The organism is Zavarzinella formosa DSM 19928 (assembly GCF_000255705.1).
Classification (GTDB): Bacteria; Planctomycetota; Planctomycetia; order Gemmatales; family Gemmataceae; genus Zavarzinella; species Zavarzinella formosa.
Map to the genome: position 1 here is coordinate 559717 of NZ_JH636439.1, position 25411 is coordinate 585127.

A 25411-nucleotide genomic window follows, 5' to 3' on the forward strand; every position below is an offset into this window, starting at 1 on the left:
GTGCGAGTGTTCGATCAGGGCGTGCGACGGATCAACCGGGAATCAATCCAGTTTCACTTCATCCAATCGGGCGGCAATCTTCGTTTGAAGTTCAGTCGGCAGGGGGGAGTATTCCAGTTCCTTGGCGAATTTTTGTCCGTCCGTGGTGGCCCATTTCAAGAAGTCCACCAGAGCCTTCCCCTTTCCAGCGGGTTGGTTCTTGAACAGCACGGCATAGCTCATCCCGCAAATCGGATAAGCGGTGTCTGCGTCAATGTCTGTCAGGGAGTATGTCAGGGAGTGAACCGTGTAAGGCTCTTTGGTCGGAGTTTCAGACATGGCTCCCTTGGCGGCGGCCGCGACATTTTCGGTGTCGGGAAGCACATCCTTGCCGCGACGGTTCTTCAGGATCGCATAGGGCATTTCGCTTTTCTTGGCGTAATACAATTCCACATAACCGATGCAGCCTTCGTTGCGTTGCACGTGCCCGGCGATGCCATCGTTGCCGTTCTGGCCGGTGCCGATCTTGGGCCATTTGGGGTTTTTGCTGATCCCGATCTTCGTTTTGAAGCTCACGGAAGACTTGGAGAGAAATTCGGTGAAGATGCTCGTTGTCCCGGAGCTTTCCGAGCGGTAAACGGGGGTCAGCCCGCTGGCCGGAAGTTTGACGCCCGGATTCAACGCGGCAATCGCCGGGTCGTTCCACAAGGTGATTTCGCCGAGGTAAATCTTGGCGATCACATCCCCGTTGAGTTTGAGTTGTTCCTTGACGCCGGGGACATTGTAAATGATCGCCACGGCTCCCATGATGACGGGAACGTGGACCACCTCGCCACCTTCGGTCTTGGCGTTTTCTGTTTCATCCTTGTTCATCGGAGCATCGGTGCAACCGAAGTCCAGCACTTTGCCGGACATTTGTTGGATGCCGTTGCCGGAGCCCGATTTCTTGTAGTCCACTTCAACGTTTTTGGCGGTCTTGTACTCGCTGCTCCAGCGTTGCATAATCGGGTCGACAAACGTGGCCCCGCCGCCGCTCAACCGATCCACACCCCCGTCCACGCTGCCTCGTTTGCACCCGGAGGTGAGGAGCAGGGCGGTTAGCGGAGCAAAAATGGCCAGAGAGAACGCGAGGGAGCGCATCGGAAATTTCTCGGGAAAACAAGGCGATTGGGCAATTGTGAAGATACTTTAGGCTCCACGTCGGTCGAAACAATGCGGAGCCTGTGAAGATTGCATGAAGTGAAAGGGCCGAAGATCAGACTTTGAGCGGGGCAATCAATTCCCGGACCAATTGGGCGACCGCCGGAATTCCCCCCTGTTCCATCTTCTTCACCAACGCACTGCCGACGATCACGCCATCGGCGATTTCCTTCAAATGGACGACATGATCCGGGCGGCTCACGCCAAAACCGACGCACAACGGCAGATCGGTCATCTTTCGCAATTGGGCCAGTTGGGTGGTCAACTGTTCCGGCAACTTGTCACGCTCTCCGGTGATGCCGACCACGCTCACACAGTACACGAAACCGGAGCAAAGAGAGACAATGTGTTTCGCCCGTTCCGGGGAGGTCGTCGGGGTGACCAGCAGAATGAGTTTCATGTCGGCGGCCCGGCATAGGTCCGCAAACGCATCTGCCTCATCGGCAACGAGATCAGGAACAATCAGCCCGCTCAGCCCCGCCAGTTTCGCGGCGTCCAGAAACTCTTTCGGTCCCCGGCGGTGGATGAGTGAGTAGGAAACCATTCCGACGACCGGCGGCTTGAAACCCGGCGTTTTGACGGCTTCCGAAATGGCATCGAACACCTGTTGAACCTTCAACCCTTGGTTCAACGCACGGGTATAAGAGGCTTGGATCACCGGGCCGTCCGCGATGGGATCGCTGAACGGGAAACCAATCTCGATCAGGTCGGCCCCGGCATCGGCAACGGAGCGGATGAGTTCCACCGTCGCCCGAATGTCCGGATCACCGGCGGTGAGGAAAGGAATGAACGCCCGACGACGTTCGGCCCGCAATTGTTTGAAGAGATTATCGACGGCATTCATCCGAATGGTTTATCGGAGTTTCCGTCAGCCGGACAGCGTGTCTTTCAACACGAAATGATGCTTGATCGCGCGACGTCAGGCTGTTTCAGCCATTCCATTGCGCATGCCGATGTAACTATGGAACCTTCTGACACTTATTTGACGACGGACGACCGCCCGTTTGATCGCACAACCGGCTTCGTGGGTGTGGGTGCAATCCGGGAACGAACAACCCGGAACAAACGCCCGAAACTCGGGGAAAAACCCTTCGATTTCCTCCGGCCGGATGTCCCACAGTTGTAATTGTCGCACGCCGGGAGTATCCACTACCCAACCGCCGGTTTCCAAACGGATTAGCTCGGCCGTCGTGGTGGTGTGGCGTCCCTTTTGGTTCACGTCGCTAACCGTGCTGACCCGCAGCGCGAGGCCAGGTTGAATCGCGTTCAGCAGAGAAGACTTGCCCACGCCGCTCTGGCCGGAAAACACCGTCGAACGGTCGGCCAGCAATTCCCGGAGTTGCGGGATGCCCTGACCCGTCCGCACAGAAGTGAGCAGGGTGGGAATCCCCAACTGGGCGTAAGAGCCGATCATCGATTGCAAATTGGCGTGTTCCACCAAATCGGCTTTGTTCAGGCAAAGGATGGGGGCGAGTTTGCCCGTCTGGGCGCTCGCCAGATAACGATCAATCAGGTGCGGTTTGAGGTCTGGTTCAACCAAAGACATGACGATCACCAACTGATCGACATTGGCCACCAACACATGCTCCCGGCGGCGTGATTCCCGCGTGAGGACGCCGAAACGAGGTTCCACCCGTTCGATGACGCCTTCGTCCCCGCCGGAAACGAGAAACCAAACCCGGTCCCCGGTTGTGACAACACTGCGCTCGTCCGTTTGCAGGTTTTTGAGCAATCCGCGGACGGAACATTTGAAAATCCGGCCGTCCTTCGCCTCAACGATGCTTTGCAAGCCGTGAATCCGAATCACCCGGCCCTGAAGGCAAACCGATTCGTCGATGGCGGGCATCAACGTCGTTTGAGTTTGCTCGCCGGGATTGTCCGGCACTTCTTCGATGATGGTTCGCTTGCGGGAAATGTCCCCTTTGGCTCGGACCCGTTCGTCGGCAACTGTGGCGTCTTCCTCGTAGCCATGCTCGCGGAACCCGCTGGTCCATGTGTTTTCACGCGGCGGCTTGGCGCGGTTCTTGCGAAGATCGACACGGGTTTTCTTTTTCGCCATGAGTTAAGGATAAACCCAAGGTCGAAAACACGCAACAGGACGGGGCGGGATTGCTAATTCCAAGATTCATCATTCCCGTTGCAGCATCAACTTGTCATCCATCAAACTGGCTTCCTGCCGGATCACCTTGCCGTCTTCGATCTGCACCCATGTTTTCACCAAGAATCCCTCGGCCTTGTAGACGATCACATGACACACATAACTCTTGTCACGGTGTGTGATCGTTTCCGGTTCCGCTTGGACTTCAGCCAGTAATTCTCTTGGGGTTTTGGCCGTTGGCAGTTTGAAGGGGAGCCTTCCGCCGAATTGCTCGGCGATTTTGCGGTTGACCACCCGTTCGATGGCCGTGTTCAGGGCCTCGTTAACCGGGTCGATATTGGCTTCCCGCCACGTCTGGCCCGGCCGAAGTTCCGGGAAACGATGTAATGGCTGGAGCGGCGACTCAGCCCGTTTGCTCGTCAGGGGGATCGGATCGAGCTTTTCGGTGGCTTTTCCCAAGTCCGAATCGAAATCGCAAGTGGCCTCCAGAGTGTTGCCGACTACCGTGCCGTTCAATTTGGTGTCTACCTTGAAGGTTGTGCCGAGGGCCTTGAAATCTACTTTGGCCACCGCGCTTAATCGAATTAATTCGCCGTCATGGTTGACGACCTTCGTTGTCACGAAGTTGTTGATTTTCACGGTCATCAGCGAAACTTTGATCTCTGTTTCCCGAAGTCGGTGGGTCATTTCAAACGTGCCGTCCTTCAACGGGGCAATGCGTGTCTCGGCGCCGCCGATCCTTTGGTCTTTGCGATAAAGCGTCCAAATCGCGTTTTGGGGAGCGACCTCGTCGGCCAAATCAAGGACGAAAGCCGGTTGCTCGGACGGGCGAAGCCAGGGGAGCCAGCGGTCATAAGCCACCCAACCGATGGTGGCCAGCCAGCCAAGAAGAATCAGTGCGATGATGGGGCGGGATGGCATGAGACACGGAGCTTTCGCGGGAGTTGATCTTGATTTGCTTGCCCAGTTCATTCAACAATACCCCAAAGTCCGGGGCAAGGGAACAGGTGAATCATGATTGTTGGCGTGCCGCGAGAAGTAAAGTCAGACGAATATCGGGTGTCGATGCTCCCCATCGGTGTCGAAGAATTGAGAAAAGCCGGGCACCGGGTGCTGATTCAAACCGGGGCGGGGCAGGGGAGTGGAATCGCTGATGAACGCTATGCCGCCTCCGGTGCAGAGATTGTCCCGGACAAAGCCACGATTTGGGAAGAGGCCGACCTCATCGTTAAGGTCAAGGAACCGTTGGCCGAGGAATGGCCGTTGATGCGGGCCGGTCAGACGATTTTCACCTATTTCCACTTCGCCGCCGACGAACAATTGACACGAACCGTGATGAATTCCGGCGTCACGGCGGTGGCCTACGAGACGATCAAAGATGCCCGCGGCAATCTGCCGTTGCTCACGCCGATGAGCGAAGTGGCCGGCCGGATGAGTATTCAAGAAGGGGCGAAATATCTGGAACGGCCACAACAGGGCCGGGGCATTTTGCTCTCCGGGGTGCCGGGTGTCGCCCCCGCGACGGTGGCCGTGCTGGGCGGCGGCATCGTCGGGGCCAATGCCGCCAAGATCGCCGCCGGGTTGGGGGCGAATGTCTTCATTCTGGATATTAACCTTGATCGCTTGCGATATCTCGACGACGTCATGCCGCCGAATGTGACCACGTTGTTCAGTGACCGCCACACGATCTTGGAATGTATCTCGCGGGCTGATTTGGTGATTGGGGCCGTGCTGATTCCGGGGGCGAAGACCCCCATGCTGGTGAAGCGGGAAGACCTCCATGTGATGCCGCCCCGCGCCGTCATCATCGACGTGGCCATCGATCAGGGAGGCTGCATCGAAACCTCCCGGCCGACGACTCACGCGAACCCCACCTATATCGTGGACGATATTCTCCACTATTGCGTGACCAACATGCCGGGAGCCGTTGGCCGGACAAGCACTTACGCTTTGACAAACGTGACCTTGCCTTATGTGTTGCAACTCGCCAACAAGGGACCGGACAAGGCTTGCAAGGACAATCCCGGCCTCGGTTTGGGCGTCAACATCAAGAATGGCAAGATAACCAATGTGGCGGTCGCCGAGACGTATGGTTTGGAAGTTCACGCTTTATGAGAGTGATCTGATCAGAGTCGCTCGTGGCTTGCAGGGAGGCAACCACATGGTTCGGGTTGGTGTGTTGTTTGTTTGGGGCGTCCTGCTGTTCGGCTATGGCCTGAGCGGGCCGCTTTACCGCACGGAAGCCCTCCGGGCCAAGATCGCCCAAGAAACGCTGGCCGGGCAATGGCTTGTGCCCACGCTTTACGGACAACCGTTCGTCACCAAACCGCCCGGCGCTTATGTCGCCATCGCCCTGTGTAGCATTCCCGCCGGGGAAGTCACCGAAGTGTCGGCCCGGCTCCCCTCGGCCATCGCGGCACTTCTCACGGTTTTATTTCTATTCTGGCACCTTCGCGGGTTGATCGGCGAACAACGGGCCTTTTGGATGGCCATATTCCTGCCCGTTTCGTTTCTGTGGCTGGACAAGGCCCCAAGCGCTGAAATCGACATGCTCCAACTCGGTTGGGTGACATGGTCGCTCATCGCCTTTCACCGGGCGTTTTTGCGGGAAGAACAGCGACGCCCGTCGTTTGGCTGGTGGGTCGCCGCCCTCTTCTGCGTCGCAGGAGGATTGCTCACCAAGTGGACCGCCCCGGCGTTCTTTTACCTGACGGTCATTCCGTTTCTGGTGATTCAACGTCGTTGGAATGTTCTGTTCTCCTGGCGGCATCTGACAGCCGCCCTGATCGCCACAGTTCTTGTGGCGGGTTGGGCGTTTCTGGCCACTCAAGAGATTGGCTGGCAGACTCTGCGGGAAACCATCGGCAACGAAGCCGCCCAGCGTTTCGCTCCGGGGCGTCGCGGGAAACCCTACCCGTGGCTGGAAGCGATTACCTTCCCGCTGTTGGTGTTGGCCTCAAACACACTGTCGGCGTTGGCGGTGATGCTCACTCTTCGCCGGAGTTTCCGGGATCGGCTTTCCGAATCAGAACATTCATTGGTGTTGCTCGGGCATTGTTGGATCTGGCCGAATCTGTTGTTCTGGTCCCTGCCCGCCCAACACAACGTGCGGTATCTTCTGCCGATGATCCCGGCGTTTGGACTTCTCGGCGGGCTTTGGTGGGTGAAGTGGTTTGAGAATCGCCCGACCGTCCGCTGGCGGCAAGCGGTGTTCATCGCTCCATTGATTGCCTGGCTGGCGGCGAAGGGAGTGTTCACCGAAGTGATTCAACCCGACCGCGTTGCCAACCGCAATGCCCACGAAACCGGCCGGGAACTTGCCGGATTGGTCCCGGCTGGTGAACATTTGACCATCGACAAGTTGAAGGACGAGGGTATCCTGTTCTACTACGGCCGTCCGGTGACGCAGAACCGGGGGGCGCAATCCCCGTGGGCGTTGCTCATGGAAGCCGAATGGCAGGCGGTGGCGGCGAAGCCTGACCGGCATTTGGTGGCCCGGCTCCTTGACCAGCAGGGGGCGGCGATCTATCTGGTTCGTGATGATTCCCCGGAGATGGCGGCATGTCCCTTTTTGATCCCCCCGCTAGCACAGAACTCCACACCGTCTCCTCGCTAACACGCGAAATCCGCAGCCGAATTGAAGAGGGCTTTTCCTCGGTGTGGGTGACCGGCGAACTTTCCAACGTCGCCCGCCCGGCCTCCGGGCACATTTATTTGACAATGAAGGACGACAAAGCCTCGCTCCGGGGAGTCATCTATCGTGGGGTCGCCCTGCGGTTGCGGTTCGACCCGAAAGACGGCATGGAAGTGCAGGCTCGCGGTCGCCTCACCGTGTACGAACCCCGTGGCGAGTACCAACTGGCCATCGAGGAACTTAGCCCCAAAGGCATTGGCACACTCGAACTGGCCCTGCAACAGCTCAAGGAAAAACTGGCGGCTAAAGGCTATTTTGACCCGGCCCGCAAAAAGCCACTGCCAGTGTTTCCCCGGTCGATTGCAATCATCACCAGTGCCACCGGGGCCGCCATCCGCGACATGCTGGAACTGCTTGCCCGACGCTGGCCGGTCGCCCGTGTGCTGGTGTTGCCGGTACGTGTTCAGGGGGAAGGATCGGCTGAGGAAATCGCCAAGGCCTTGCGGACAGTGAACCATCTTCACAGACGCGGCGATGTGGCTCTGGATGCGATCATCGTCGGTCGCGGTGGCGGCAGTCTCGAAGATCTCTGGAGCTTTAACGAAGAAATGGTGGCCGAGGCCATCGTGATGTCGGCTCTGCCCGTCATTAGTGCCGTGGGTCACGAAATCGATGTGACCATCGCCGATCTGGTGGCCGATCACCGGGCATTGACGCCGAGCCACGCCATCACAGATCTAACACCGGATCGAGACGAACTGCTCGCCGGGCTGCAAGACCGGGAAAATCGGCTGAAAGCCATGCTGGTTCGCCGGGTGGAATTGGCCCGCGAACGGCTGGCCTCCGCGCTTGATCGCCGGGTGCTACGGCTTCCGTTGGAACAAATCCGCGACTCCGAAAAACGACTCGATGACATCGGCAGCCGGCTTCATCGCGGCATCCGGCAACAACTTGACCGTGCCCGGCAACGCATGGAGGCGACAGCCGCCCAATTGGAATCTCTCAGCCCATTGCAAGTCTTGAAGCGGGGCTACTCCCTGACCTTGAACGAACGCGGTTTGCCGGTGCGGGCCGCCGGGGACGCGACGGTGGGAGAACGATTGCGAACCCGCGTCGCGGCCGGGGAGATCATCAGCCGGGTCGAAAGCATTCAACCCCAGGAGACCGACCGTCCATGAGCGATCAACCCAAGCCGCCGGCCTTCGAGGAATCCATCACCGAATTGGAGAAAATCCTGCGGGCCTTGGAAGACGGCACGACCACGTTGGAGGAAAGCCTGACGAAGTATGAACGGGGCGTTTTCCTCATCAAAACGTGCTACGGCCAACTCGCCTCGGCCGAAGACCGCATCACCCAACTCATGGGCCTCGACGACGCTGGCAAACCCCAATTCAAGCCGTTTGTGCACATCAGTTCCACGGAGGCGACAATGCCGGAACCAAAACGACGCACTCGGAAAACAGAATAAAATCAGAGAAGTTTCGGGATTGCCGGGCGGATTGCTTTGCGTTATAAAGTGATCGGTGAGTCGACTGAATCTCCCGAAAAGTGAGACAACCACCGGAGGGAAGACCTATCATGCATGGGAGTAATTGACCGCCCATACCATGCGGGGTTTCCGAATTGTCGCTCGCGATTGTTGATCGGCTGAAAACGATTCGCGACCAGTCGGACACTGTTCTGCGGCAGGCGATTGAGTTGATCGGGGCGGGGGCCTCTCCAATTCTCCTCGAAGCCATGTCGCACAGTTTGTTCGCCCCCGGCAAACGACTTCGCCCGATTCTCACCGTATTCGCCGCCGAAGCGTGCGGAGGCGATATTGAAAATGCCCTGACGGCCGGGTGTGCCGTCGAAATGATTCACACTTACTCGCTGATTCACGATGATTTGCCGGCCATGGACGATGACGACCTGCGGCGCGGGCTGCCGACATGTCATGTGAAATATGGCGAGCCGCTGGCCATTCTGGCGGGAGACGCCCTGTTGACCGGGGCATTTCAAGTGTTGGCCGAGGGTTATCCACCCCGGACGGCAGCGGTTAGTTGTGTGGAGTTGGCCCGAGGGGCCGGGGCCGCCGGAATGGTGGACGGCCAAGTGAGAGACTTGGCCGCCGAGGGCCGTGTCGGCGGTTTGGACATGCCCCGGACCCTTGCGGAACTGGAAGGCATCCACTTGCGAAAGACCGGAGCCTTGTTCCGCTCCTGTGTTCGGTTGGGAGCGTTTAGTGCCCTGACTGAGCGAGATTCGGGACGATTGGCCGAAGTATTGCCGATTTTGGATGAATATGCCCGCGCGTTCGGGCTGGCGTTCCAAGTGACGGATGATTTGCTGGATGTGGAAGGCAACGCCGAACACACGGGAAAACGCACGGGCAAGGACGCCGACCGGGGGAAAATGACGTTCCCCGGCTTGGTGGGGGTGGCCGAGAGCCGGCGACGGGCGAGGGAATTGCACGAGCAAGCCATCGCCGCTGTTCGGCCGCTTGGCGACGCGGCCCGCGCATTGATCGACTTGGCGAGATTGGTGACTGACCGCGACCGGTGATTGGTCTCGATGGATTGACCGTTTCCGAGGGAGTTTCATGAGCAAGCTGTTGTCCCGAATCGAATCCCCCGCGGATCTCCAATTACTTTCGGAGCCGGAACTTCTTGAGTTGGCCCAGGAAATTCGCGACGAGTTGGTTCGCGTCCTCAGCCTGCGACCCGCCCACTTTGCCAGCAATCTTGGCGTCGTTGAACTCACCCTCGCTCTGCACACCGTGTTCGATTTTCGCTCCGACCGGCTGATCTGGGACACCGGCCACCAGATTTATCCGCAAAAACTGATCACCGGGCGATATCGAGATTTCGACACGATCCGCACCAAGGGCGGGTTGATGGGCTATCCGAATCCCACGGAAAGCGAATACGACCTATTCATGACCGGTCACGCCGGGTCCAGTGTTTCCACCGTGTCCGGCCTCAAGGCGGGCGATGATCTTCAAGGAAACACAGGCAAGCATTCGGTCGCCGTCATCGGGGACGGGGCTTTTGTCTCCGGGATCGTTTTCGAGGCACTGAACAACATCGCCGGGATGAATCAGGATGTCTTGGTGATCCTGAACGACAACAAAATGTCGATCTGCCCGCGAACCGGCGGTGTCGCCCAATATCTCGACCAATGCCGGATGACCTCGCTTTATCAAGGTTCGAAGAAAAGCATCAACTATCTCCTCTCAAAGATCCCGCTGCTGGGAGATTTGGCTCATTCCGCGCTTGAACAAGTCCGGGATGGTCTCAAGGCTTCCCTGAAGGAGGGGATGCTTTTCGAGGAAATGGGCTTCCGCTACTTCGGGCCGGTAGACGGGCACGATTTGCCGAACTTGCTCCGAATCCTGCGGGATTTGAAGGGGCAAAAAGGGCCGCTGTTGCTGCATTTGTTCACTGAAAAGGGCCACGGCGTCCCACAGGCGAGCGCGGACCCGGTGATGTTTCACACGCCGCCGGTCTTTACCAAAGTGGGGCCGGAACGCACAAATATCGAAACCAAAAAGGGCGGGTCAAAGGCTTACACGGACGCCGTGAGCGCCGCCATCGCCGAGGCGATGCGGGCTGATCCCAAAGTGACCGTGTTGACGGCCGCGATGTGTCAGGGGAACAAACTCGAAGCGGTCCGCACCGAGTTTCCGGATCGTTTTTTCGACGTGGGCATTTGTGAAAGCCACGCGGTCGCCTTCGCGGCCGGAATGGCCAAAACCGGCATGAAGCCTATCGTGGACATTTATTCCACGTTCCTCCAACGTTCCTTCGATCAGATTTTTCAGGAAGTTTCTCTGCAAAATCTCCCGGTCGTCTTCACGCTCGACCGGGCCGGACTGACCGGTCCGGATGGTCCGACCCATCACGGTGTGTTTGACATCCCGTACATGCGGATTTTTCCGCACATGATCGTGATGGCACCCGGTGACGAGGCCGATGTCAAGCCGATGCTCGATTTCGCCTTGGCTCAAACGTCACCAACTTCCATCCGTTATCCGAAAGCCGTCTTGGAGGAGATCAAGCGGGAATTCGAGCCAATCCGGCTGGGCCAGTCTGAAGTGATCGAAGAAGGGGACGACGGGGCCATCATTGTCTTTGGCACGCAAGTCACCGTCGCTTTGCAAGCCGCCCACCTGTTGCGGGATGAGGGGATCAATCTCACCATCGTCAACGCCCGCTTCTGCAAGCCGCTGGACCGAAAGACCATCCTGCCGCTGGTGGAAAAGATGCCGTTTGTGCTGACGGTCGAGGAAGGGACGCTTGAAGGGGGCTTCGGCAGCGCCGTTTTGGAAGCCTGCAATGCGGAAGGCTTGGACACTCGCCATGTCACCCGGTTGGGGTTGCCGGACCAGTATGTTCAACATGCCGAGCGCGCGGAATTGTTCGCCGAAATCGGGTTGGACATGGAGGGTTTGTGCCGGGCGGTGCGGAAGGCCCTCGCCAAAGGCGAACCGGAAGGCGAATTCAGTGCCGTCGGTTGAGTCAGAGGCCATATCTTAGCCGCATGAGATTCCTCATCCTCGGGAATGGCACGAAGCCTCGCGTCGCCGAAACCGCCGAGCGTTTTTGTCAGGCTGTTGAATCCTTGGGATCGACCGTGGCCCTGTGTGACCTCACGCGAATCCGGGATCTCTCCGATGTGGAGGCTGATGTCGCCATTGTCCTCGGTGGCGACGGGGCGATTCTCCGGTCGGCCCGCCAAATGGGTTACCGTCAAATTCCCGTTTTGGCCGTCAATCTCGGCCGTCTTGGATTTCTGGCCGATCTTACACCCGATGAGGCCATTCAGGCATTGCCGGGAGTGCTGGACAATTCTTTCCGAATCACCAAACACCTGATGTTCGTGTGCCAGCGGACGGGCGGTTCGGTTTCCCAAGAATATCTGGGGCTGAACGAGGTGTTTATCCGGTCCGGTCCTCCGTTCAAAATGCTCGACTTGGAACTTTCAGTGAACGGGGAAACGGTCTCCCGGTTCATGGGAGACGGGTTGATTATCAGCACACCGGTGGGGTCCACGGCCCATTCCCTGTCCGCCGGCGGGCCGATCATGGAACAGGACATGCGGGCGTTTGTCATCACGCCGGTGTGCGGTCACACGCTGACCAACCGGCCGATCATGGATTCGGCCGAGAAAACCTACTCGATCAAACTACGGCAGCCCGTCGGATCGTGGCTCGTGGTGGACGGGCAGGATTGCGGCCCCCTGCAACCGGGCGAAGTAATCCATGTCCGACAGGCCCCGGTTTCCTTTCGACTCGTCAAAGTGCCGGGAAAAACTTATTATCAGACGCTACGCGGGAAACTTCGTTGGGGAACCACGCCAAACTACCGGCACGAACCCCCGCCGGTTTCATAACGTATCATGAGGAATATCCCGAACCAAGCGACGATCCGCCAGACATGACAACGCCGCTCTTGAATGTGATTCTCGCCTCGCTCATCCTGGTGGTTCTCCAGGTGATCGTGGCAATTCCCTGGCTCGTCGCCTTTGACGGCCGGCCGTTCAAAAAATGGGCCACGGACGCCACCGTCCTCTCCTATCTGGCCGGAGGAACCGTCGTCGGGGCCGTCGTCCTTGGCTGGTATCTCCGGCAAGTCGGCGAACTCACCGAACTAGAACGTTATGGTCGATACTTCGGTGCCCTCTTCCACCTACAGCTGATTCTCGATTTCATCATTCTCGCCCCCCGGGCGATTTTGCTGGTCTGGCCGAAAGGCGGGGCGGTTGCCATCTCGGCCCTGCGGGAATCGCTTCGCCAGCCGATGTTCTGGTTGATTTTCGCACTGGCCACCCTGCTCATCATTGTTTCCACGTTCATCCCCTATTTCACCTTGGGGGATGACTACAAATTGATGAAACAAGTCGGATTCGACGCCGTGATGCTTTTCTCCGCGTTGTTTGGTCTTTTGACGGCTAGTATCTCGGTGAACGAAGAAATCGAAGGCCGGACGGCCATCACCGTCATCAGCAAGCCAGTGAGTCGGCGTCAGTTTTTCATCGGAAAGTATCTTGGGATTTTGCTCGCCTGCTGGGCGATGACCATGCTGCTCGGTTGGGTGCTGACGTGGGCGTTGCACTTCAAACCCCGGTTCGACCCGCTTGATGATGCCATTGACCCGATGCCGATGGAAGTGGCCAAATGGATGGCTCCGAAGGTGGATTGGCTCGTTCCCACCACCGAAGGCTCGGCTTTTGCCCGTGGCATGGGAACGTGGCTCGGCGAGACGACAGCCCACCATATCGGCCTGTTCCGGGTGTTCGGCCAGGTGATGATTATGCTGGCGATCTGCACGGCTCTGGCGACGCGGGTTCAGTTCATCGTGAATCTGGTGATTTGCCTGGGGATTTTCCTCGTCGGGAATCTCTCGCCCATCATGGTCCACGTCACCCAGAAACCGGAAAACGAGGGGAACCCCGCATTGCAACTGGTGAGTTTCATCGCACAGTTGTTCAATGCGGTGTTTCCGGCCCTTGACTCATTCGACATGGGGCCGGCGATTATCCGGGACACCCCGCTGGCCACGAGCAGTTTTATTGGTTTCGTCACGATGGTGATGACCTACACCGTTCTCTACACGGCCGTCGCCATTCTCTCCGGCTTGTTGCTTTTTGAAGACCGCGACTTGGCGTAAGCATTAGGATTGAAAGAGTCGGTCAGCCGCGAGGCCTTGGGTGACACTTCCGATGGGAAAGAGTGTCGCCCAAGGCCTCATGGCATTCGGCACGCCACGAAAAGGCCGTTCCGATGGAAGTTTGGGTTGTTCGGATGGAGCCTGTCACCTCAAGACACATGAGATTGCAAGTAATCCGGCCGAACGCTCGACTCAGGCGATGATTCGTCGGCTAAACTGAAAATATCCGATTCTTGTCCGGCGGCGTCCGGGAGGTGGCTCGTGGATACCAATGCGTTCTCCCGTGCATGGGATCTGTTGCATTATGTTCGCTTTCACAAGTGGACCATCTATGTCTCCAGTCTCGTCAGCGGCCTGCTCTTCGTCCTGTTGGTGATTCTCCTTGGCTTGTTCGTTGACTTGATCGTCAACCGGGGACGAATTCCCAACTTTGCCCAATTGTCTCCGCGCGAACAATCGCACTTCATCGAGCATTGGCGGACGATCCCCGAAGAACAGCGGGAAAAGGCCGTCCGGGACATTGGTTTTCCGGAGTTTGAAACACCCCCGGCAAAGCCGGATAAACTCCCGCCCGACCAGCAGTTCCGCTGGCGGCAGTATCGCCAGATTGTGGAAGCCGCCGACGATGACATTCCTCCGTTGCCGGCCGAGGCCACGGCTGACACGCTAAAGGATTGGGCGGCCCGACGCAAAATCAGCGGGGATTTGGGTCGTCTTGCGGCCATTGAACATGAGGCCCGCTGGAAGGCGGGCGTCCGGAACGCTTTGGCGACTCGTGTTTCCAAGTCAGCCGCTGACAAATACATGCCCGCCTTGGAAAGCCCGAATGATCTCCAAATGCCGGGATTTGGTGAAGAGGATCGACGGCCGTTCGGCCTGTTGGGACTGGTCGTCGATCAGCAGGGCACCACGCTTGGCCGGATGTCCGCGCTTGTTGCCCGTTACATTCCGTGGACTTGGAGTGCCGAGCATCCCAATTCCGGGTATCTGATGACGCTCTTTTTCGCCGCCTCCAGCATCGTCATCCTGCGGGGGATTCTGCTGGTCTGGCTCAAGGATGCGGCGGCCGTGGCCTCTCTGGAAGTGGTCACGAGGTTGCGTCGGTCGATCTATCATCACACCGCCCGGCAAGGGGCCATGACGATCAGCGAGGATTCCGTTCGAGAGTCTGTGACCCTGTTCACCAAGCAGGTTGAGGATGTTCACGAGGCCGTGTATTACCGGCTTTCCCAGCAAATTCGCGCCGCCATTTTGATTATCGTCCTGCTGGCGCTGGCTTTTGTGGCCAATCTTTGGCTGGCGGTTGCCTCCGTTCTGTTCGCCGGGTTGATTTGGGTGTTCGCCGGCCAGATGACGGCGGCGTTCCGACGCCAGGGTTCCGGCGCCAACCGGGTGACCACGCACCGTCTCGCATTGTTGTTGGAAAGCCTTGGCCTCATCCGGTTGGTCAAGCTTTACCTGATGGAACTGTTCAACCAAGCCCGCATCGAACGTCAACTGACCGACTATGCAAGCGCGCACCTGAAGCGGTCCCGAGGAGAGGCTCTCGCCAAGCCATTGCTTTACACCCTCTCCGGCCTCGCCGGGATCACGTTCATCTATCTGGCCGGTCGGGTGGTGCTCAACGATGGATTGAGCCTGCCTCGGCTCGCGGTTTTGATTGTGTCGGTTGTCGGGATTTTCCAGCCAATGCGAAAACTCTTCGGCGGGCGAAAGATCATGAAGCACGGCCACTCTTCGGCCGCCGAGGTTTACGAATTTCTCGACCGAAAAGGAGACGTGGCTACTTATCCGGATGCGGAGTTCCTGCCGGGGGTGGCCAAGTCCATCGAGTTTGCCGATGTTTCCGTGAAACAACCGGGAACGAACGTCAAACTGCTCGATCAGGTGAGCATCAAAATCCGGGCCGGACAGCGGATTGGCATTGTGGGGTCGAATCCTGATGAACAGATTGCCCTTGTCTCATTGATTCCGAGGTTCCTCGATCCGGCCGAGGGGTCGGTCAAGATTGATGGGCGGGATGTGAAATGGGTCACGCAGGATTCCCTTCGCACGCAGATCGGTCTGGTGCTGCAACATAATCTGGTGTTCAACGATACCGTGGCGAACAACATCGGATGCGGGGATACCAGTTATCCGCTGCCCCAAATCATTGAGGCGGCGAAACTCGCCCACGCTCATCAATTCATCCAGAAACTGCCTTATGGTTATGAAACTCCCATTGGGGAGTTGGGGCACTCCCTGCGGCCCGGCGAACAGTTCCGTATTGCCCTCGCGCGGGCGATCCTGCGAGATCCGAGCCTGTATGTGATCGAAGAACCCACCGAACATTTCGATGAGGTCACCAAGGATTTGTTGGACGACACGCTGGCGCGTGTGCTGCCGGGAACCACGGTGATTTTCCTGCCTCACCGCATGTCCACTTTGCGGGATTGCGATCGGATTTTCATGATGCATCAAGGGAAGGTGATCGCCGAGGGGAACCACCGGGAACTCATCAACGAGAACGAACTCTACCGCCACCTATACTATCTGGAGTTCAATCCGTTCGCCGATCAAGCGGCGAGTTAGGCATGCGCGGGCGATGAAGCCGTATCTCGTTGAATTAGAAGCGGCCATGAAGGCCGCCCGGATGGCTTCCGAATACCTTCGGGGGGCTTATGAGGAATTCCAAGCCATCCCGGATGCCCCGGTGTCCATCAGCACCGAGGCCGACCGACAATCTCAGGAAATCATTCTCCAGTTCCTGTCGGGACAATTCCCCCTCGACCGCCTTTGTGCCGAGGAAAACACCCCCACGTTGCAACACACCCCGACGACCGGGGACCGGGTGTGGGTGGTTGATCCCATCGACGGCACCCGTGGCTTCGTCATGAAGAACGGCGAATTTTCCGTAATGATCGGGCTGATGGATTGCGGAAAGATTGTCGTCGGGGTGGTGGCCGAGTCGGCGTTGGATCGATTCACATTTGCGACAGCCGGCGGCGGATGCTGGGTGAAAACCGGCGACGGGGAACCGCAACCCTGCCGAGTGACCAGTGTGGCTGTTTTGGCCGACAGCACATTGATTCAAAGCCATGCGAAACCCGGACGGTCGAATCCTCCGGTGGAGGCCGTCCAACCCCGTCGGGTGATGGAAACCTATTCGGCCGGCGTCAAATTGGCGATGGTGGCGCGCGGCGATGGCGATCTGTATGTGAATACCTACGCCAAGTTCGCTGATTGGGACATTTGCGCCGGTCATTTGCTGGTGACCGAAGCGGGGGGGACCGTGACAGAATTCAACGGAACCCCGTTGAAATACGGCCAGCCGAAGTTCGCCCAAAACGGCGGCTTGCTCGCGGCCAATGCTGTTCTCCATCCGCTCGCCATCAAGGCTCTTCGTTCGGTTTCCCTTGGATGATGCACCCACATGCGATCCTCAATTTGCCTGTTGCTTCTTTGTTCGGGATCATTGATCCGGGCACAAGAACCTCTTCCGGTTGAACAAATTGATGCCCGTCTTCGGCAGGCAATGTCATTGGCCCGCGAGACGAACAAAACGTTTTTGGTAGAGGAATTGCTGAGCACTCGCGATGCCGTCACGCGGGCCATCGAACGCAAGGATGCCGCGCTGATCGAGCGTCTGTTGCGGGACATGGAAAAGGAAGTGGGGCTTGATTCGGGCGGCAAGACGATGGCCGGTTTGCCCGTGGCCCGGATGACCTATCAAGAATTGAAGCAGCTTGGCGAACTCGACAAAAAGCTGACGGAGGCAATGAGGACTGGCAAATCAGCGGAGATTCAGGCGGTTGTCGAGGAAACCAAGAAATTGCTCGGTGATCGGGTCGGTGTCCCCGATATCCGCCGCAAGGGGGAGAACCCGAAGATTATTCCCATCAAACCCGCCGACTTGGCCGATCTGTTTGGCCGAATCCTCGATGCGGAGCAGGCGAAACTCAAACACTTTCAAACCGGAAAACCACTGCCGGGAACGATGGCCCGTGATTACGCCAATATTGCGGAAGGTTGCGCGGCCTTTCGTCTGTTGATGGAGAAGCATCAACCCAAACGGGTGGAAACCATCGACAAAATCATCACCGGATGCTGCGAGAGCATGGTCGCCTTGCAAACCGAAGAGGGTTTTTTTAAATTCCCGGACCTTCGCGGCAAGCATATTCGCTTAGGCGAGATGATCGAACAAATGGTTGAACAAAGCATCGCCAATTTGGAAGAAGGTTGGGTAATCGTCCCCTTCCCGGACGGCGGCAGCCAGTTCGATGCCGGGGAATGCGGCGTTGCCCTGTTGCGGGCTGGAGCCATTTTAAAGAATCCTGCGTGGACCAAGGCTGGCCTGAAAGCCGCCGAGTGGGCGAAAGACTACCCGCCGGTGGCGAATTTCAACTACAACGCTTTTTCCGTCCGGTTGCTAGCCGAGGCGTATCGGCAAACCAAGGAGGCCAAGTATCTGGAGGCCGCTTGGGCCAGGTGGAAATTTGGTCTCGCTCCCGGTCAGTCAGAGCGGGGGCGATGGATTGATCCGCATAATGCCCGGACGGTTTATCACTTCATCATTTTGCGGGCCGCGAACGACCTCTTGGAAATCACCCCGCCCGGTGATGATCGCACGACGTTGAAGAAAGCCGTTCAACGGATGGTGACCAGCATTCTTGACGAAGCGGACAAATTGGGCGCGCCAATCACATCTTATACCGTGCAAGAACTTGGCCGTGTGGAATCGCTGGCTGATGTGAGTGATTCGCGACTACACGACCGTCTCGCCCAAGCCGCGACGGTCGCTCATTTAAAGTGCATCCAAAATGGCGTCAAGGCCGCCACCCCGTTTCCAGAGTTGGCGGCCCCGGCGAATATTTGGAAGTAACAGAAGGCAAGGTTACTTTTCAGGTTTCGCAAAGTTGACCGGGATCGCCGGGGGCTTGGTTTGCAATTGGGCCAGTTTCCCTTGGGAATCTCGGGCGATCAGCGATGCCGGGGCGGCTCGGACGGCTTTCTCATAACAGTTCGCCGCTAGTTCGCGTTCTCCCTTTTTCATCCATGTTTCGCCGAGGGTCGCGTACATCGTGGCCAGTCGTTCGTTGAGGTTTTCGCACGCCTTCGTCAGCTTCTCCGGGCTGGAACGGATTTCGGCGGCGAGTTCCTTTCCTTGCTTGCCTTCCTTCAAATCAACGTAGGTTGTCTCCAAAATCTCGCACAGGTCGAGCGATTCGTGGAACTTCTCGGCCTTGTATGCCTCGCGGGCTTGGGCCAGCAAATCTTGAGCGCGTCTGGCCCGGTGGTTGTTGCGGTTCTCCGGCCGTTCGGCGAGGGCCGTGAGCATCTTGGCCCCGTCGGCCGCGGATTGTGTCCCGGCGTATCGGCTCATCAGTTCGGTCAGGAGGTCAAGCGCTTCCGTGTGGCTTCCCTTGTCCTGAAGTTGTTTGACCCGCACCAGTCGGCCGGTTGCCTGTTGTTCGATTTCCTGAAGCACTTGGGCCGCCTTCGTCTGAACCGGCCGGTCCTTGCCATCTTCACCGATGTTCTTCAGCAGTGAAACGGCTTTGGCGTAGTCTCCATTGCCGATGGCCTTGGATGCTTCCTGAAAATCCCTTGCCATCCAATCGGGAGTCTGGATTGCCAGCGACCGTTTGAGGTTTTCCTCCAAGGGCTTCGCTTCCAAGAATCCTTCCAAAAAGCCCACAATCTTCCCGTCGGTGGCCGCGATAATCATCGTCGGGTACGCCTGAATCCGCAGGGCTTGCACCAGCTTCGGCGAGCGGGTCGCATCCACCCGCAGGGGGATAAACCGTTCGTTGAGCAGGGTGACGATTTCTTCATCCTTGAACGGTCCCGCCTCCAGCCGGCGACAGTGAAAACAATCCTCTGTCATGAATTCGAGGAAGAGAGGCTTCCCCTTCTCGGTCGATTCCTTTCGAGCCGCGTCGTAATCGACCCGCCACTCCACCTGATTCTTTTCGCCGCTCCGGGCGGAATTCCAGGTCAACAGAACAAGCATCCCTGCGATGGCGGTCGTCGTCTTCCAGTGTCGGCTCATCAGATGCCCTCGTGGGGTTGGGATTCCGCGCTCCATCGTCCTCGTTCGCGGGAAAGCAGGGGTTCACCGGGTTTGTGAAATCCCCGACTGTCGCCGCGTGATTCCTTCGTTCCTTTCAATGCTCGCATCCGATGCGATTACCTCGATGCCTCATGCTCTCGGGTGTGCCTTGCGGTAGCTTTCCTGCAACCGTTGGGTGGACACGTGTGTGTAAATCTGTGTCGTCGTCAGGTTCTTGTGGCCGAGCAATTCCTGCACGCCCCGGATGTCGGCCCCGGCATCCAGCATGTGCGTGGCGAAGGAATGCCGCAACGTGTGCGGAGTGGTGCGGGCATCCAGCCCGGTTTGTTGAAGGTATTTCAGGAGCAACCGGCCGACGCTCCGCGTGGAGAGTCGCGTGCCGTTTTTGTTCACGAACACCGCCTCCGTGCGGCGGCCGATGGTTTCCAACATGGCGGATCGTGATTCCAGCCAGGCGGCAATGGCCCGCAGGGCGTCCACCCCAAGCATGGCCAACCGCTCGCGTTTCCCTTTGCCGCGAACCGTGGTGATGCCCTCGGCCAGATCGAGATCTTCCAGTTGCAAACCCACCAATTCGCTCACCCGCAAACCGGCTGAGTAGAGTGTTTCCAAAATCGCCCGGTCCCGAAGGCCGAGGGCCGTGGAGCCATCCGGGGAAGACAGCAAACGGCCGATGTCTTCGCGGCCGAGAAAATGCGGCAACTGCCGGTCGAGCTTTGGACCGCGAAGCCCCTCGGCCGGATTCTTCTCCAAAATGCCTTGACGGCACAAAAACTTGGCCCAAGATCGCACGGCGGCGATTCGTCGGGAGATTGTCGCCCGTGAATATCCCTTGTCGTGCAGCCAGGCCAGAAAGGCGCGCACCAACCGGGTCGTGATCTGTTCGGGGCGAAGGGCAGGGCCTCCCTTGAGGGTGAAAAACTCGACCGCTTGCGTCAAATCTTCGCGGTATGATTTGACCGTGTGCGCGGACGCATTCTTCTCCAGCCCCAAATGTCGCAGAAAATCCGCGAGGGCTTGTTCCATGGTTGTCTCTTCGAGATGTCGCCAACACCAACCGGACTGGATTATTCGGCTCGATTCGGGGTCGCCGCTTGCTGCCGGACTCGTTCCGCCAGAACCGCGGCGTCGAACCACGAGAGACTGAGACGGGGATTGGCCGCTTGAGACCGAATGGCCTCGAGGAGTTCCTCTCCTGAATTGTCGTCAAAAATGTAGACGAAGCGTTCCTTGCCGCGGATCAAGGCCACCACACTCAGTTCGTGACTCACGTCTGGCCCCATCGTAGCGATGACAGTCACACATCGACAAGAATCCGCGACGCCGAGACGGCCGCGAACTCTCCCCCTAGTTTCGGATGCCGATGCGTTTCTCTTTGGGTTTCTTGACAAGAATCGGGGAAACGGGGGCAAACAAGTCGCAAGCCGTGCGGGTTGTCCCGGTTCCGCGAATCGACGGGTATCTTCGGGCGCTCCGGTCGATTACACTATTCCCCATCATCACTAACTTCGGAGCCTTTCCATGCGTCTTTCGCGGCGTGAACTATTTTCAACGACGGCCGCCCTGTCCCTTGGTCTCTCGGACGGCCGGGCCATTGAGCCGATTCCCCGGTCTCATCTTCCGAGGTTGAAACTCAGTCTGGCGGCCTACAGTTTCCGGCAGTGGCTGGACATCAAGAAGCCGAAAGAGCCGGCGATGACATTGACCGATTTCATCGATTATGCGGCCGCTCGCGATCTTGATGCCGTCGAGCTAACGGCCTACTACTTCCCGGAAACCACGCCCGAATATCTTGGCAAACTCAAACGGCAGGCGACGAAACTCGGCCTCGACGTGAGCGGCACCGCCGTCGGCAATGATTTTTGCGTGGCCGATCCGGAAAAGCTGAAGTCACAATTGGAGCACGTGAAGAGCTGGACCGAACACACGGCCCGATTGGGCGGCAAGACCATGCGCATCTTCGCCGGGACCGTACCCAAAGGGGACACCGAGGAAAACGCCGTCAAACGTTGCATTCCCGTGATCCAAGAAGCATGTGAATACGCCGCCAGGTGGGGCGTCATTCTTGCCTTGGAAAACCACGGCGGCATCACGGCGACGGCCGAGCAACTTCTTCATCTCGTGCAGTCTGTCAAGCACGAGAACTTCGGCGTCAATCTTGACACCGGCAACTTTCGCACGACCGACCCTTACGGAGACCTTGCGAAACTTGCCCCGTATGCGGTGACCGTTCAAGTAAAAACGGAAATCACGGCCAAGGGGGGCAAAACAGAGGAAGCCGATATTCCCCGGCTGATCAAAATGCTGCGGGACGTCAAGTACCGGGGATATGTGGCCTTGGAATACGAAGCGAAGGAAGATGCGAAGATTGCCGTGCCGAAGTATCTGACGGAGATGCGAAAGTTGATGAACGCCCAAGGGTGAGCATCACACAGGCTTTGTCCCTCGGCGAATGATACGCCGGACAACCCACTCGCGGAAGTTCCAATTTCCCGCGATGATCTCCGGCGGGCGCACTTCCGTGAGGTTGGGACGGAAGACCATTAGCAATAGCAGGGGGACATACCAAAGAACGTAAGTGCCCCCCTGATCGGCATACCAAAACTGCACGCCGATCACCACGGCCGCCGACTGGGCGATCACATGACCGAGATGCCGTGGTTTGGGCCAGAAGACGGTTAGGATGACGAAGGCCATATAAGCGATGAACACCGGCAACCGATAGGCCCAATGGCTGCCAGTCCAGATGCTTTCGGTTCGCGGGGCCTTCCAGGCTTGCCAGTCCGAAAGGCTCAGGGCCACGCGGAGATATTGCCGCAATTCTCCGCTGGAAAGCAAGATCGCGGCAGTGATTCCGAGGCTAAGCACAAGGGCTGCGACAAATCCAATCGTGAACCGGCCGGTGCCCCGGCCCCGGTAAAATCCGAACCACAGCGGAAATAACAACACCGGAAAGAACACCGATCCGGCCGCCACTCCCAACAGGGCGCCTGACACATAAGGGCGGCGGAACCAGAGAACCGCCCCAAGCAAAAATAATGCCGGCCAGATGTGATGAACCTGCGACACCTGATAGCCCGTGCAGGGGAGAAGCAGGTAAAGGCAGGCCATCGCAATGCCTGTCAACGGATCGCCGAATGTTTTGGAACCGATCATGAGAATCGCCGCCACCACCAACAGGTGGGCGATGATCGCCACCGCGCGTTCCACCCAAAAACGGGTGTCCGTGCCATTCCAATCCGTCGTCCCGCTTTGAAAGCTCACCACGGCCACGGCGCCGTCGCTTACCTTGGTGAGTGCGATCGGCCCCTTGCCCGTCGAATTCGGCGAATCGGGCAACCGGCGAATCGCCGAAGCCCCGAGGCACAGGAACAAACTCGCCGCGAGGCAGACCATTCCGGCGATATTCACATTTGGTGGCAACATCGGCCGCTTTTCCAATCCCAAATCGAACAGACATCGAAGGAACCAATACCCGGAGGCCGACATAAGCCAGATGTAACCGGCCAGCAGCAGGCTGTTGCTGCGGGAAAGAAACCGCTTTATTTCGCCAACGGCGGGGTTGTCCGAAAGGTTATTCAGGGCATGGGCTTCTTGAATGCAAAGAAGGCCGGGAATGATGAGGTAAAACGCCACCACATCCCAGTTTCGCAAGGAAAGCAGGCGATCAAAGCGGACAAAAAGTGTGACGGCGAGCAGAAATGAAAAATAAAACCAGGTGGTGGCGTTGGGCAGGGCAAGGTCGAGAAAAATGGACGAATTCACGACTCACCTGGTCGGGCGGGGGATTAATATGTCGAACGACCGCCGCTGATGTCGTAACACTGGCCGGTCGTGAAACTCGAATCGCCGCTGGCGAGGAAATGGACCAAGGCGGCCACTTCCTCCGGTTTGCCCGTGCGGCCCATCGGAATCTTGGAGACCATGTATTGAACGGTTGTCGCGGCCACACCATCGAGAATCGGCGTCTGGATCACCGCCGGGGAGATCGCGTTCACCGTGATGTCCCCCTGGCCGGCGACTTCCTTGGCCAGCGACTTGGTGAGGGCGATCACGGCCGCCTTGCTGGCGGAGTAGGGGGACATCGTGGGATTTCCCTCTTTGCCCGCCACCGAGGCGATGGAGACAATCCGGCCGTATTTCCGTTCCAACATCCCCGGCATCACGGCCTTGCAGAGCAGAAACGGCCCGATGACATTCACGTCCATGACCTTGGAAAACTCTTCTTTCTTGAGTTCCCAAAGTTTCACGGTCCGGCCGGTGATGCCCGCGTTGTTCACGATGATATCCACCGGGCCGAGTGCTTTTTCCGTCTCGGCCACAACGCGAAACACGTCAGCCTCGTTGGTCACGTCTCCGATGCCAGCGTACCCCTTCAATTCGGCGGCGACACGATTGGCTCCCTCGGGGGCCATGTCAAAGATGCTGACCTTTGCCCCGGCCGCGGCAAGTCGGCGGCAGATCGCTTCGCCGATGCCCTGGCCGCCGCCGGTCACGATCGCCACCTTGCCCGCCAGGGAGAAAAACGGTTCCGCCATGATTTGGATTCTCAACGTAAAATAGTGCTTGAAACGCGACGGGATGTCCCGGTCGGACCCCGAAATTGTCTTGACCGGCCCTGCCATCAGTTTAGGATGGTTAACATACACCCATGTTCTCGCTTGCCCAGAGTCCCCCGAATCGTGAAACACACGAAGGCATGAATCCATGAAGACGTTGCCGAGATTCGCAGTCGGCCTGATCCTTCTTTCAGCCTTTGGCCCGGCGTTCCCATCGACCGCCCGAGCCGAGGAGGACATCGAAGACTTGTACAAAAAAGTCGTTCGCTCCACCGTGTTCATCGTCTCGCCGCTCCGGGACGGCTATTCGATGGGATCTGGGTCGCTGGTTGATGCTGAAAAACGGATTGTCATCACGAACTATCACGTCGCCCGCCACGGCAAGTTTTGCTACTGTCAGTTCCCCGTCCACCTAAAGGACGGGTCCATCATGACCGACAAAACCAAATACATTGACCGGGTGAAGCAAGGCGACGCCATCAAGGCCGACGTGCTGTACATGGACTCCACGCGGGATTTGGCGATCCTGCGGCTGGCCCGTCTTCCCGCCGGCACGCCGGCCCTTCCCCTGGCTCCCAAGGGAACATCCGCCGCCGCCTCCGTTTGGAATATTGGCAGCCCTGGCGCCGTTGAACAGGTTTTCGGCATCACCGAGGGGAAGGTCCGGGCCATTGGTAATCAGGAATACATCACAGGCAGCAACAGCGGCGACACGTTTTCGGTGAAGGCCAAAATCATCACGACCACCAACCCGACCAACCCCGGTGATTCCGGCGGGCCGCTCTTCAACAAGAAGGGGGAAATTGTCGGGGTGACTCAAGGGATGGACCGGTCGGCCAATCTGGTCAGCCTTTTCATTGATGTTTCTGAAGTGAAGAATTTCATGGATGAGAAAAAGATCATCATCAAGGCAAAAGATCCTGTCGATCCAAAACTGGTCACCGTGCCCAAAAAAGAATCGGTGGTCGTTGTGCCAACGGAAGATCCGAAAGCGGACCCGAAGGTTGATCCCAAGGTTGACCCGAAAACCGTCACAAATCCTCCTCCCAAGGACGTTTCCAAGGACGAAAAAACGGCGAGTGCTTTGCTTTCCGCCGCGAAGGCGTATGCCAAGGATGAGGATCTGCGGCAAAAATACGTGGCGAAGCTGAACGATATCATCACCAAGTATCCAATGACGGCAGCCGCCAAGGATGCCAAGCGCTTGTTGGACGCTCTCAAGTGATGCTCTCCACGCCG

23 protein-coding genes are annotated in these 25411 nt (G+C 58.0%); 13 read left to right on the forward strand and 10 right to left on the reverse strand.

Annotated features, from left to right (window positions below):
• Positions 1-42: 42 nt before the first annotated feature.
• The 4 genes from pstS to BGIM_RS0103270 form a co-directional block, all read right to left on the reverse strand.
• Positions 43-1119, reverse strand: coding sequence for a phosphate ABC transporter substrate-binding protein PstS (gene pstS, locus BGIM_RS0103255; RefSeq protein ID WP_020468364.1), 1077 nt, complete (start codon positions 1117-1119; stop codon positions 43-45).
• A gap of 115 nt (positions 1120-1234) precedes the next feature.
• Positions 1235-2023, reverse strand: coding sequence for a tryptophan synthase subunit alpha (gene trpA, locus BGIM_RS0103260; protein WP_020468365.1), 789 nt, complete (start codon positions 2021-2023; stop codon positions 1235-1237).
• A gap of 75 nt (positions 2024-2098) precedes the next feature.
• Entirely contained in the window at positions 2099-3238 is a 1140-nt protein-coding gene (gene rsgA, locus BGIM_RS0103265) for a ribosome small subunit-dependent GTPase A (RefSeq protein WP_020468366.1), read from the reverse strand.
• 69 nt (positions 3239-3307) lie between these two features.
• A complete protein-coding gene (locus BGIM_RS0103270) occupies positions 3308-4198 on the reverse strand; it encodes a hypothetical protein (RefSeq protein ID WP_020468367.1) in 891 nt (296 codons plus the stop codon).
• Between the two features lie 93 nt (positions 4199-4291).
• Here BGIM_RS0103270 and ald point away from each other — a divergent pair, with 93 nt between their 5' ends.
• The 11 genes from ald (at position 4292) to BGIM_RS0103325 (ending at position 18422) form a co-directional block, all read left to right on the forward strand.
• Positions 4292-5392: an alanine dehydrogenase gene (ald, locus tag BGIM_RS0103275; protein ID WP_020468368.1), complete on the forward strand. Its 1101-nt coding sequence runs from the start codon at positions 4292-4294 to the stop codon at positions 5390-5392.
• A gap of 46 nt (positions 5393-5438) precedes the next feature.
• Positions 5439-6893 (forward strand): ArnT family glycosyltransferase, encoded by a 1455-nt coding sequence (locus BGIM_RS0103280; protein ID WP_020468369.1) that lies wholly within the window; start codon positions 5439-5441, stop codon positions 6891-6893.
• A complete protein-coding gene (gene xseA, locus BGIM_RS0103285; protein WP_020468370.1) occupies positions 6839-8089 on the forward strand; it encodes an exodeoxyribonuclease VII large subunit in 1251 nt (416 codons plus the stop codon). The genes BGIM_RS0103280 and xseA overlap by 55 nt, the downstream gene beginning before the upstream one ends.
• Positions 8086-8379: an exodeoxyribonuclease VII small subunit gene (gene xseB / locus BGIM_RS59725; RefSeq protein ID WP_020468371.1), complete on the forward strand. Its 294-nt coding sequence runs from the start codon at positions 8086-8088 to the stop codon at positions 8377-8379. Before xseA ends, xseB begins: the two co-directional genes overlap by 4 nt.
• A gap of 155 nt (positions 8380-8534) precedes the next feature.
• Positions 8535-9455, forward strand: coding sequence for a polyprenyl synthetase family protein (locus BGIM_RS0103295; RefSeq protein WP_020468372.1), 921 nt, complete (start codon positions 8535-8537; stop codon positions 9453-9455).
• 37 nt (positions 9456-9492) lie between these two features.
• Positions 9493-11409 (forward strand): 1-deoxy-D-xylulose-5-phosphate synthase, encoded by a 1917-nt coding sequence (gene dxs, locus BGIM_RS0103300; protein WP_020468373.1) that lies wholly within the window; start codon positions 9493-9495, stop codon positions 11407-11409.
• A gap of 23 nt (positions 11410-11432) precedes the next feature.
• Entirely contained in the window at positions 11433-12284 is an 852-nt protein-coding gene (locus BGIM_RS0103305; protein ID WP_020468374.1) for an NAD(+)/NADH kinase, read from the forward strand.
• Between the two features lie 44 nt (positions 12285-12328).
• Positions 12329-13561, forward strand: a complete 1233-nt coding sequence (locus BGIM_RS0103310; RefSeq protein WP_020468375.1) for an ABC transporter permease — start codon at positions 12329-12331, stop codon at positions 13559-13561.
• 261 nt (positions 13562-13822) lie between these two features.
• Positions 13823-16132, forward strand: coding sequence for an ABC transporter ATP-binding protein (locus BGIM_RS0103315; protein WP_020468376.1), 2310 nt, complete (start codon positions 13823-13825; stop codon positions 16130-16132).
• 13 nt (positions 16133-16145) lie between these two features.
• On the forward strand, positions 16146-16964 hold the full coding sequence (locus BGIM_RS0103320; RefSeq protein ID WP_020468377.1) for a 3'(2'),5'-bisphosphate nucleotidase CysQ family protein: 819 nt from the start codon (positions 16146-16148) through the stop codon (positions 16962-16964).
• 9 nt (positions 16965-16973) lie between these two features.
• On the forward strand, positions 16974-18422 hold the full coding sequence (locus BGIM_RS0103325) for a hypothetical protein (protein ID WP_020468378.1): 1449 nt from the start codon (positions 16974-16976) through the stop codon (positions 18420-18422).
• Positions 18423-18434: 12 nt separating this feature from the next.
• On the opposite strand, the gene BGIM_RS0103330 is transcribed toward BGIM_RS0103325, so the two are convergent.
• The 4 genes from BGIM_RS0103330 to BGIM_RS64640 form a co-directional block, all read right to left on the reverse strand.
• Positions 18435-19592, reverse strand: coding sequence for a thioredoxin family protein (locus tag BGIM_RS0103330; protein ID WP_020468379.1), 1158 nt, complete (start codon positions 19590-19592; stop codon positions 18435-18437).
• A gap of 150 nt (positions 19593-19742) precedes the next feature.
• Positions 19743-20639, reverse strand: coding sequence for a tyrosine recombinase XerC (gene xerC / locus BGIM_RS0103335; protein WP_020468380.1), 897 nt, complete (start codon positions 20637-20639; stop codon positions 19743-19745).
• Positions 20640-20680: 41 nt separating this feature from the next.
• Positions 20681-20884 (reverse strand): hypothetical protein, encoded by a 204-nt coding sequence (locus BGIM_RS0103340; protein WP_157368582.1) that lies wholly within the window; start codon positions 20882-20884, stop codon positions 20681-20683.
• A gap of 76 nt (positions 20885-20960) precedes the next feature.
• Entirely contained in the window at positions 20961-21113 is a 153-nt protein-coding gene (locus tag BGIM_RS64640) for a hypothetical protein (protein ID WP_020468382.1), read from the reverse strand.
• A 21-nt stretch (positions 21114-21134) separates the two neighbouring features.
• Here BGIM_RS64640 and BGIM_RS0103350 point away from each other — a divergent pair, with 21 nt between their 5' ends.
• Entirely contained in the window at positions 21135-22037 is a 903-nt protein-coding gene (locus tag BGIM_RS0103350) for a sugar phosphate isomerase/epimerase family protein (RefSeq protein WP_020468383.1), read from the forward strand.
• Positions 22038-22040: 3 nt separating this feature from the next.
• Here BGIM_RS0103350 and BGIM_RS0103355 read toward each other — a convergent pair whose 3' ends face one another.
• Both BGIM_RS0103355 and BGIM_RS0103360 read right to left on the reverse strand, forming a co-directional pair.
• A complete protein-coding gene (locus BGIM_RS0103355) occupies positions 22041-23378 on the reverse strand; it encodes a hypothetical protein (RefSeq protein ID WP_020468384.1) in 1338 nt (445 codons plus the stop codon).
• Positions 23379-23401: 23 nt separating this feature from the next.
• A complete protein-coding gene (locus tag BGIM_RS0103360; protein ID WP_029629701.1) occupies positions 23402-24151 on the reverse strand; it encodes an SDR family NAD(P)-dependent oxidoreductase in 750 nt (249 codons plus the stop codon).
• A gap of 169 nt (positions 24152-24320) precedes the next feature.
• Between BGIM_RS0103360 and BGIM_RS0103365 the strand changes: the two genes are divergently transcribed.
• Positions 24321-25397 (forward strand): S1 family peptidase, encoded by a 1077-nt coding sequence (locus BGIM_RS0103365; protein WP_020468386.1) that lies wholly within the window; start codon positions 24321-24323, stop codon positions 25395-25397.
• Positions 25398-25411: the final 14 nt, after the last annotated feature.